At 70.1% G+C, this 8,046-nt stretch carries 8 protein-coding genes and 1 tRNA gene; 8 read left to right on the top strand and 1 reads right to left on the bottom strand.

Annotated features, from left to right (window positions below):
* Positions 1–182 precede the first annotated feature (182 nt).
* From phnC to HGK34_RS21465, 7 genes are all read left to right on the top strand, one after another.
* Positions 183–962 (top strand): phosphonate ABC transporter ATP-binding protein, encoded by a 780-nt coding sequence (phnC, locus tag HGK34_RS21495; protein WP_201851333.1) that lies wholly within the window; start codon positions 183–185, stop codon positions 960–962.
* The gene (phnE, locus tag HGK34_RS21490) at positions 959–1,768 is read left to right on the top strand and encodes a phosphonate ABC transporter, permease protein PhnE (RefSeq protein WP_201851330.1); all 810 of its coding nucleotides are present in this window, start codon (positions 959–961) and stop codon (positions 1,766–1,768) included. The genes phnC and phnE (HGK34_RS21490) overlap by 4 nt, the downstream gene beginning before the upstream one ends.
* The gene (gene phnE / locus HGK34_RS21485) at positions 1,765–2,658 is read left to right on the top strand and encodes a phosphonate ABC transporter, permease protein PhnE (RefSeq protein WP_201851328.1); all 894 of its coding nucleotides are present in this window, start codon (positions 1,765–1,767) and stop codon (positions 2,656–2,658) included. The genes phnE (HGK34_RS21490) and phnE (HGK34_RS21485) overlap by 4 nt, the downstream gene beginning before the upstream one ends.
* Positions 2,659–2,764: 106 nt before the next feature.
* Positions 2,765–2,846: transfer RNA gene (locus HGK34_RS21480), tRNA-Leu, on the top strand.
* Between the two features lie 62 nt (positions 2,847–2,908).
* Positions 2,909–3,049, top strand: coding sequence for a hypothetical protein (locus HGK34_RS21475; RefSeq protein WP_201851326.1), 141 nt, complete (start codon positions 2,909–2,911; stop codon positions 3,047–3,049).
* A gap of 281 nt (positions 3,050–3,330) precedes the next feature.
* The gene (locus tag HGK34_RS23860) at positions 3,331–5,376 is read left to right on the top strand and encodes a sigma-70 family RNA polymerase sigma factor (RefSeq protein WP_201851324.1); all 2,046 of its coding nucleotides are present in this window, start codon (positions 3,331–3,333) and stop codon (positions 5,374–5,376) included.
* A complete protein-coding gene (locus HGK34_RS21465) occupies positions 5,373–5,807 on the top strand; it encodes a hypothetical protein (protein ID WP_201851322.1) in 435 nt (144 codons plus the stop codon). Before HGK34_RS23860 ends, HGK34_RS21465 begins: the two co-directional genes overlap by 4 nt.
* Here the strand turns inward: HGK34_RS21465 and HGK34_RS21460 are convergent.
* On the bottom strand, positions 5,804–6,259 hold the full coding sequence (locus HGK34_RS21460) for a nucleoside deaminase (protein WP_201851320.1): 456 nt from the start codon (positions 6,257–6,259) through the stop codon (positions 5,804–5,806). The genes HGK34_RS21465 and HGK34_RS21460 overlap by 4 nt on opposite strands.
* Before the next feature lie 235 nt (positions 6,260–6,494).
* On the opposite strand from HGK34_RS21460, the gene HGK34_RS21455 reads away from it, so the two are divergent.
* Complete coding sequence (locus HGK34_RS21455; protein WP_201851318.1) at positions 6,495–7,745, top strand: acyl-CoA dehydrogenase family protein; 1,251 nt, start codon at positions 6,495–6,497, stop codon at positions 7,743–7,745.
* Positions 7,746–8,046 lie beyond the last annotated feature (301 nt).

The following is an 8,046-nucleotide window of genomic DNA, read 5'->3' as shown; positions in this document are numbered from 1 at the left end:
CCTTATCGTCGGCAGCGTCAGATGTGTATAAGAGACAGCCCCCGACCACACGCCCTGACCACCCTGCTGACCACCCGCCGTACCGTCCCCGTGGGTACCGAGTAGCGTCGGGCACGGTGCGCAGAGCGGCGAACGCCCACCGCAGCGAACGCTCACAGCCACAGCAGCGAACAAGGAAACCGATGATCAGCTTTCGTGACGTGCACGTCACCTATCCGACCGGGACCAAGGGACTCGACGGGGTGTCGCTGGAGATCCCGGACGGCCAGTTCGTCGTGGTCGTGGGACTGTCCGGGGCGGGCAAGTCCACGCTCATCCGCGCCATCAACGGGCTGGTGCCCGTCACGTCCGGTGAGCTGGAGGTGGGCGGCCAGCGGGTCGACGGCGCACGCGGTGGCAAGCTGCGACGGCTGCGGGCCGACGTGGGGATGATCTTCCAGGGCTTCAACCTGGTCACCCGCGTCAGCGTGCTGAAGAACGTGCTGATGGGCAGGCTCGCACACGCCCCGGTGGGTTCCCTGTTCGGCTTGTACGGTGCGGCCGACAAGGACATCGCGTTCGACGCGCTCGACCGCGTCGGCATCATCGACAAGGCGTACGTGCGGGCGTCCCAGCTGTCCGGCGGGCAGCAGCAACGCGTCGCGATCGCGCGAGTCCTGGCCCAGCAGGCGCAGGTCGTGCTCGCGGACGAACCCGTCGCCTCCCTCGACCCGCCCACGGCCAACGCCGTCATGGCCGACCTGCGCCGGGTGCAGCGGGAGCTGGGCATCACCACGGTCGTCAACCTGCACTTCCTGGATCTGGCGCGCACCTTCGCCGACCGCATCATCGGGATGCGCGCCGGGAAGGTGGTCTTCGACGGACCGGCCGACAAGGTCGACGACACCGTGTTCGAGGAGATCTACGGCCGCTCCCTCAGCGTGGACGACGTCTCGACCGTCGAGGTGGACCGGCTGACATGACCGCCACGACCAGTGCCGCGCCCATCCGGGGCCGCGTGGTGCCGCCCAGGCCTCGGCCGCCGTGGGGCCTGTACACGGGGCTGCTCGTCTGCGCCGGTGTCACCGTGTGGGCCGCGACCGGCATCGACTTCACGCTCACGCCGCTGTTCACGAACCTCACCCGGGGGCAGGAGGTCATCGCCGAGTTCTTCCGCCCGGACTGGGCGTTCGCCTGGCGGGTGAGGGAACGGTGGATCGAGACGCTCCAGCTGGCCGTCGTGGCGAGCTTCGCGGGCTGCCTGGTCGCGCTGATCCTGGCCCACCTGGCCAGCGACGTCACCGCCCCGCCGTGGCTGGCCCGCACGATGAAGGGACTGCTCGCCGTCGAACGCTCCCTGCCCGACGTCGCGTGGGCGCTGCTCGCGGTCGCCGTCGTCGGCAACGGGGCGCTGGCAGGCATCCTGGCGCTGTTCGCGTTCAACGTGGGCGTGGCCGCGAAGCTCACCGCGGAGAGCGTCGACGCCGTCGACCGCGGGCCCGTCGAGGCTGCCACGGCCGTGGGCGCGGGAGGGCTGCAACGAGCCGTGGCGGCAGTGCTGCCGCAGGTCATGCCCAACTTCCTGTCGTACTCCTTCTACGTCTTCGAGCTGAACATCCGCGCCTCGCTCGTGATCGGTCTGGTCGGAGCGGGCGGGATCGGCCAGGTCATCAAGACCGAGCTGTCCCGCTTCCAGTACTCGCATATCTCCGCGATCGTGGTGGTCTTCGTGGTCGTGGTGTTCGCGCTCGACCAGATCTCCGCGTGGCTGCGCAGGAGGCTGATATGAGCACCGTCGAGACCCGTCCGCCCGCCTCCGGCGCCGCCCCCGCGACGCGGCCCCGGCGGCCCAACCCGTGGAAGCAGGTCACCGGCTCGGCCGTGACCGCCGCGATCGTGGTGCTGTGCGTCCTCACCGTGGACGCGAACTGGGGCCGTCTGCCCCAGGCGCCGGGGATCCTGGGCGACTACGTGCAGCTCATGACCCGGGGCGTACTGCAGAACCCCATGAACGATCCGTACGCCGAGTACTGGTCCAAGGCGTTCGAGTACATGGTCGAGTCGCTGCAGATGGCGTGGATCGGCACGCTCGTGGGAGCCGTGCTGTCGTTCCCGGCGGCGTTCCTCGCGGCCCGCAACATCTCGCCCCGGCCGGTGGTGTTCGTCGTGCGGCAGATCCTCAACGTGATCCGCGCGGTCCCCGAACTCATCCTCGCGATCGCCATCATGCTGCCGATCTTCGGGCTCGGGCCGCTGGCGGGCGCGCTCGCGCTCGGCGTCGGTTCCGTCGGCACGCTCGGGAAGCTGGGGAGCGAGGCGATCGAGGCGGTGGACCCCCGGCCGATCGAAGCGGTGTCCGCGACCGGCGCGCCGCGGCTGCATGTCCTGGCCTGGGGTGTTCTTCCGCAGGCCCTGCCGGAGATCGTGGCTCTGTGGCTGTACCGGTTCGAGATCAACATCCGCGCCGGCGCCATCCTCGGTGCCGTGGGCGCCGGCGGCATCGGCTCGATCCTCACGCAGCTCTTCGCCGCCCGGCTCTGGGACCGGATCGGGATCACGCTGTTCATCATCATCGCCGTGACCGTGCTGGTGGACCAGATCTCGGCGTGGGTGCGCCACCGCATCATCGCGGGTGGTGGGAAGGACGCCGCTGCCGCCGAGGCAGAGGCGCTCGCGTAGCGTCCCGGCACGGTCCTCGGCCAGGTCATGTCGTCGATGCCGGGACGTGGCGCCACCACGCCGGACGCCTCGGGCTGCCGCCCGGGGCGCATAGACTGAGCCCCGCGCGCGAGTGGCGTAATTGGCAGCCGCGCCAGGTTTAGGTCCTGGTGTCCTCGGACGTGCGGGTTCGAGTCCCGCCTCGCGCACCGTTCGACGCCGTGCCACCTGGCCGCCGCACATCCCACCCGAGGCGATGTCGGCTCACATCATGAGCCATCGGACGCAGATCGCGTCGGAGGGCGCTCACTACGAGCTTCTGGCCTTCATCGACCACCTTCGTGGTGTGGAAGAAGTGCGCGACGCATCGCCCGAGTTCGGCGACGGACCGTGGTTCACCGATGTGGCATAGATCACAGCAAGGCTTGTCCGGTGCGGCGTGATCGGCCCAGGGGTGTGGCGTCCTACCTCCCGACGGCATGCTGGGATGCTCCGTCAGGGCCGGTCCGATCTCTTCGGACCGGTTCGCGTCGGCGCGGGATCTGAGGGACCCGCGTCGACGTCCCCTATAACGGGCATAAGTGACATAGATCACCATGAGACCGCGTCATCCTGGCCGCGTTTCCGGGTCCTACACTTCGACCCGCACCACGGGTCGTACGCGAGTCAGGGGGAGGAACACGGAGAGGGCCGATGTCGTACCGGGACGCCGGAACACTGGAAGAGATCAGCGACAGGGAGCTCGTCGCGCGTGCGCGCGAAGGCGGCTCGGATGCGATGCAGGTGCTGTGGGAGCGCCACGCCCAGGCCGGTCGTGCGGCCGCGCGGAGGATCACCCGCTCGTTCGACTCCGATGACCTGGTGCAGGAGGCGTTCACACGAACGCTGACGGCGATTCGCAAGGGCATGGGTCCCGTGGGCCCGTTCCGTCCATACCTGTACACCGCGATCCGCAACATCGCCACGTCATGGGCGCGCCAGGCCGATGCCGGCGACGCCGCGGACTTCACGGACGGGCGCGACGTGGCCGATCCGGCAGCCGATTTCAGCGCCGCGAGCCTGGACAAGGCGATGGCGGTCAGAGCGTTCCGCACCTTGCCCGACGAGTGGCGCACCGTCCTGTGGTACGCCGACGTCGAGGGCATGGGGGCCAGGGAGATCGCGCCCGTGGTGGGGATCACTCCGGGCGCGGTGGCGTCGTTGACATACCGCGCCCGGGAAGGCTTGCGCCGCGCGTGGATCCAGGCTCACATCTCCGACAACCCGGTTGACGGCGACTGCCGACGGGTGGTCGAGCAAGTCCCCGGATATCTTCGTGGCTCGTTGTCCCAGGCAGGCGCCGACGTCGTGCGGGTCCACGTGGCCGGGTGCGCGCGATGCGGCGTCCTGGTCGAGGAACTCGGGGACGTCGCCGAGAGGCTGCGTGTCGCTCTGCTGCCGACCGTGCTGGGCGCCGGGGCCCTCGGACTCGACGCCTCCCACCTGCTGGCCGGCACCCAGGATGTGGTGCGGGAGGCGGCGTCGTCCGTCTTCGCGAAGTTCGGTGGAGCCGCTGCGCGCGAGGCCGCGACGGGGTCCGGGTATCTCGGTGCGACGCTGTCGAAGGGGGCGATCTCCGTACTGGCTTCGGTCGGTGGAGCCGCGGCCGTCGTGGCTTCGGTCGTCGGTCTGTGGTACTTGACGGTGGGCGAACCGGGCAGGGGCATCACGAGCGCCGCCGCGGCCGTCGTCGATACCGCGCCTCCGCGGTACGCCGATGTTCCGCAACCGGCCGAGTCGCCCGACCCGATTCCCACATCGAGCGCTGCTTCCGATGATCCCAGCGACGCCGCCGACGACCTCGAACCGGACACGAGTACTGCGAGTTTCGCCCGGTCCACGGAGCCGGCGGAAGGCGCCTCGGTGGATCCTGACCCGGTCGGACCTGACCCGGTCGGACCTGACCCGGTCGGACCTGACCCGGTCGGACCTGACCCGGTGGGACCTGACCCGGTGGGACCTGACCCGGTGGGACCTGACCTGGGCGTGCCGGACCTGGGCGTGCCGGACCCCATCGGACCGGATCTCGTCAAGCAGGACCCGGACGAGATGGACCACGTCGACCCGGAACCAGGCGCGTCGTCACTGAACGTCTCCGACGTCACGCGTGACCATCTCCTGCCTCGCGTGTACGGGAGCGCGCTCCCCGACGCGCTCGTGGAAGCCGTCACCGCCGGCGGCGAGACGCTCGGCAGCACCCGCGCCGACCGCGAGGGCGTCTTCGTCCTGGATCTCGAGCGCTCCTCGCCGACGTCCGACGTGCTCATCGAGCAGGTCGACGGCCGGGAGCCGCGATCTGCGCCCGTCTCGATCGGTCCCGTCGAGGCCACAGGACCGAGCCTGGAGCTCGTCGGCGCCTCCGTGATGACCCTCACCGTGCCCGAGGGCGTCGAACCACGGAACCAGTGGGTCACCGTCGCTCTTGGCGGCCCGGTCGGCGCCTTCGTCGAGGTCGACGTCGACGGTGCGCACGCCGGGGGACCACACCTGCTCACAGCGAGCGCGGTGGAGAGGTCGCTGCGCGGGCTCAGCGCAGGAAGCCACGAGCTCTCCGCGCGGTTCGTCGACCATGCATCCGGTCGGGTGAGCGAGACGGTCACCGCAGCGCTTCGTATCGAAGACTGCCCACAGAAGCCCCCATCAGAGGGGTGCCACCCCCAGGAAGTGCTCCACGCGACCATCACAGGAGAGCTGAAGTGAGGAAGACGACCGGGCAGGGCACCGTAGCGATGGCGAGTCTTGACCCGTCAGCCGGCAACGCGTTCACCGTGGCCCAGGAATTGGCCGCCGTCATCGAAACTCGCACTCCGGGTGCGGTTGACCCGGTCATCGCGCTCGGCGGGCCTGATGTCGCCACCGTCATCGCGGGCCCGCGTGACGATGCCGTGGTCGTCACCGTTCAGCGGCAGAACCGACGCCTGGTCTTCGGCGTGGCCCGGTTCACCGGTGACGGAGCACGAGGGTGCCACGAGACCGTCGTCCAGCGGCGCGCCGTCCTGATCGCATGCCGCTACGTGAACCTGGCATACCTCACCGCGGCTGTCTCGCCATCGCACCCCGACCCCGCCGACGGGCAAGGACGTGGGCTTCCCCGGAGATCGCTCCACCTGGTGACCCCGCCACCCGCCTAGCTCTCACCGATGTCCTCGGCCCACACGTCCGGGTACTCGCGTTGAAATGCGCGCATCAGATTCTTGCACCGCGGGTCATCGACAACGGTCACCAGCACACCCCGGTCACGCATGAACTGGATTTCTCCGGGGAACGTCTCGTCCTCACCGACGACCACCCGGGGGATCCCGAACTGCACGATGGTCCCGGCACACATCGCGCAAGGCGCGAGTGTCGTGTAGAGGGTGGCAAATCGATAGGAGCGTTGCCGACCCGCATTGCGGATACAGGACATCTCGCCGTGTGCGATCGGATCTCCGTCCTGGACGCGCCGGTTGTGCCCCAGGCCGACAAGAACCCCGGCGATCTCAAGAGCGGACCCCACGGGAACACCGCCCTCCGAAAGGCCCTTCGCTCCCTGGTCGATGGCGGCGTCCAAGCTGCCTTCGTTCCAGCTGAAAGTGCTGTTCATCTCGTTTCCCATGTCACGGGGAACGTTATACCGACGGCGTCCCGGTGGCCCCGTGGGAGGGAGCGACCGCTGGGCCGGTCAGCAGGGCCGCGCTCGCGGTCACTGAGATCGCCGGTCGTGGCCCGGACCCCGAGGACGGGCCGGCGTCGGTGATCTCGCCGCACCCTGCGGCGCCGTACCCGTTGGAGCGCCTCGCCCCGGGAGAGTTCCGTTCGGTCTGGCATACAGTCCTGGCATGACCGACGCCGTTCGTACCTCCTCCCCGGCCGACCTCCTCGACGTCGACGGAGACCTCACCTCTGACGAGCGCGATCTTCGCGACCGCGTCCGCGAGTTCGCGGACCGGCGGATCCGGCCCCACATCGCCCGCTGGTTCGCCGACGCCGAGTTCCCCCGGGAGATCGTGCCGGAGCTGGGCGAGCTCGGGGTCCTCGGGATGCACCTGGACGGGTACGGCTGCCCCGGGCGGTCGGCCGTCGAGTACGGCCTGGCCTGCCAGGAGCTGGAGGCCGGGGACTCGGGCATCCGCACCTTCGTGTCCGTGCAGGGCTCGTTGGTGATGTCCGCGATCCACAAGCACGGCTCGGCGGCGCAGAAGGAGGAGTGGCTGCCGCGCCTGGCGCGCGGGGAGGCGATCGGCTGCTTCGGTCTCACCGAGCCGGACGCCGGCTCCGACCCCGCGAGCATGACCACGCGCGCCCGCCTGGACGGCGGGGAGTGGGTGATCGACGGCGCCAAGCGCTGGATCGGCCTGGCGTCGGTCGCTGACGTCGCGGTCATCTGGGCCAAGGTGTCCGACGACGACGCCGCGGCGTCCTCGGCGGCGCGGGCGGGAGGCGCCGCGGACTCCCCGGCTCGCCCCGGCCGCGAGCGCGTTCGCGGCTTCCTGGTCCCGACCTCGACGCCCGGCTTCGCCGCGACGCCCATCGAGCCCAAGCTGTCGATGCGTGCCTCGATCCAGTGCGACGTCGTGCTGGACGGCGTGCGGGTGCCCGACGACGCGATCCTGCCGGAGCATCCCGGCCTGGCCGGGCCGTTCGCCTGCCTGGACGAGGCCCGCTACGGCATCGTGTGGGGTTCGGTGGGCGCGGCGCGGGACGCGTTCGAGGCGGCGCTCGGGTATGCGGGCGAGCGCGTGCAGTTCGGGGTACCGGTGGCGTCCCACCAGCTCACCCAGGAGAAGCTGGTGAACATGGCCCTGGAGGTCAGCAAGGGGCAACTCCTGGCGCTGCGGATCGGGCGGCTGAAGGACGCCGGCCGGTTGGAGGCGCACATGATCTCGGCGGGCAAGCTGAACAACGCCCGCATGGCGATCGAGGTGTGCCGCACCGCGCGCACGGTGCTGGGCGGCAACGGGATCACGCTGGACCACTCGCCGCTGCGCCACGCGAACAACCTGGAGTCGGTGCGCACGTACGAGGGCACCGACGAGGTGCACACCCTGATCCTGGGCCGTCACCTGACGGGTATCCAGGCCTTCCGCTGACCTGCGGGGTCATTCCCGAGCGATGCGGGGCCCGGTCGTCCCCTGAAGGCGGACGAGCGGCGGGCGTCAGCCGCGCGGTTCACCACCACGCGCCGTTGAGGCGGCGGCGCCCGCGCGTGGTCGGGGGTTTGGCGCATGGTCGGTCAAGTGATCGACCGACCATGCGGCAACCGACCGACCATGCGGCAACCGACCGACCATGCGGCAACCGACCGACCACGCGCGGGCTGTCAGGTGGCTGGCCGTTCGTGTGGCCGGGGGTGCTGTCTCTTATACACATCTGACGCTGCCGACGATAAGG

The sequence above is a fragment of the Myceligenerans indicum genome (assembly GCF_016742955.1).
In the GTDB taxonomy this organism is placed as follows: domain Bacteria; phylum Actinomycetota; class Actinomycetes; order Actinomycetales; family Cellulomonadaceae; genus Myceligenerans; species Myceligenerans indicum.
Note: the sequence above shows the minus strand (reverse complement) of the source record. Positions and strands in the feature narration are given on the sequence as shown.